Below are 243 nucleotides of genomic sequence, written 5' to 3'. Positions count from 1 at the left end.
AGAACGTGCTGACAGCAATGGTCGCGGATGTGACGCAAGCTCTTTCATCTCTGCCTATACTACCTGTCACAGAGCAACAACAATTGCTGATGGATTTCAACGCCACACAGGCGGATTTCCCGCAGGAAGCCTTGATCCATGAATTGTTCGAACAACAGGCAGCGCGCACCCCGGATGTCACCGCCGTGGTGTTTGAAGCGCAGTCCCTCAGCTACGGCGAACTGAACCGCCGCGCCAACCGGC

Annotated in this window: 1 protein-coding gene; it reads left to right on the top strand. The window is 56.4% G+C overall.

Annotated features, from left to right (window positions below; translation table 11 throughout):
• Positions 1 to 243 (top strand): hypothetical protein (locus ABR397_RS24040; protein WP_350307881.1); only part of this gene is annotated, 243 nt, incomplete at both ends.

It is taken from the genome of Photorhabdus viridis, from assembly GCF_040256935.1.
In the GTDB taxonomy this organism is placed as follows: domain Bacteria; phylum Pseudomonadota; class Gammaproteobacteria; order Enterobacterales; family Enterobacteriaceae; genus Photorhabdus; species Photorhabdus viridis.
The sequence above is the reverse complement of the archived record's forward strand: the minus strand, read 5'-3'. Positions and strand labels throughout refer to the sequence as shown.